The sequence below is a fragment of the Acidisphaera rubrifaciens HS-AP3 genome, assembly GCF_000964365.1.
Lineage (GTDB): Bacteria > Pseudomonadota > Alphaproteobacteria > Acetobacterales > Acetobacteraceae > Acidisphaera > Acidisphaera rubrifaciens.
The window spans coordinates 1-602 of the sequence record NZ_BANB01000509.1 but is presented as its reverse complement, the minus strand read 5'-3'; the positions used below and the strand labels follow the sequence as shown (position 1 = coordinate 602).

Here is a 602-nt window from a genome sequence, read left to right as displayed (position 1 = left end):
CACCGCCGGCGCCGGCGGCGGCAGACGCTCGCCGAGCAGGTCATCCTCGTGCAGCAGCAGCGCCACCGGTCCGCGCGGCGGTGCCGCGGGCGACGACAAGGCGGCCGGCACGGCGGCGACCGAGGGATGCTCCTCCAGCGGCGCCGGCGATTCGTCGAGTTCGCCGGCCGGGTCGAACCGGCCCGCGGTATGGCGGCGGATATTCTCCGCCCGGGCGACATAGTGCTTGCCCGGCGTGTGCAACCCCGCGACCCAGCGCCAGGACAGCGTGTTGCTCGCGGCATCCCCGTCCAGCAGGTGACGGAGGAAGAAATCCGCCCCCAGCGCCCAGGGCAGCCGCAGCGTGAAGCACCAGATGGAGGCGAACCACATGCGCGCGTGGTTATGCAGCCAGTTATGCGCCACGAGGTCGCGCGCCCAGGCATCGAAGCAGGCGATGCCCGTCCGCCCCTCCGTCGCCGCGTGGAAGGCCTGGCGCAGACCGCCTTCGGTCGCCAGCCGGTTCACCCCCTGCCGCACCTCCGCCCGATACGCCGCCCACACCACCGGGCGGGACTCGAGCCAGCCCTTCCAGTAGGTGCGCCAGAACACCTGCTGCACGA

1 protein-coding gene is annotated in these 602 nt (G+C 72.8%); it reads right to left on the bottom strand.

All coding sequences use genetic code 11. The features are described from left to right. Positions 1-602 (bottom strand): FAD-binding domain-containing protein (locus tag B8460_RS13880; protein ID WP_048862204.1); only part of this gene is annotated, 602 nt, incomplete at both ends.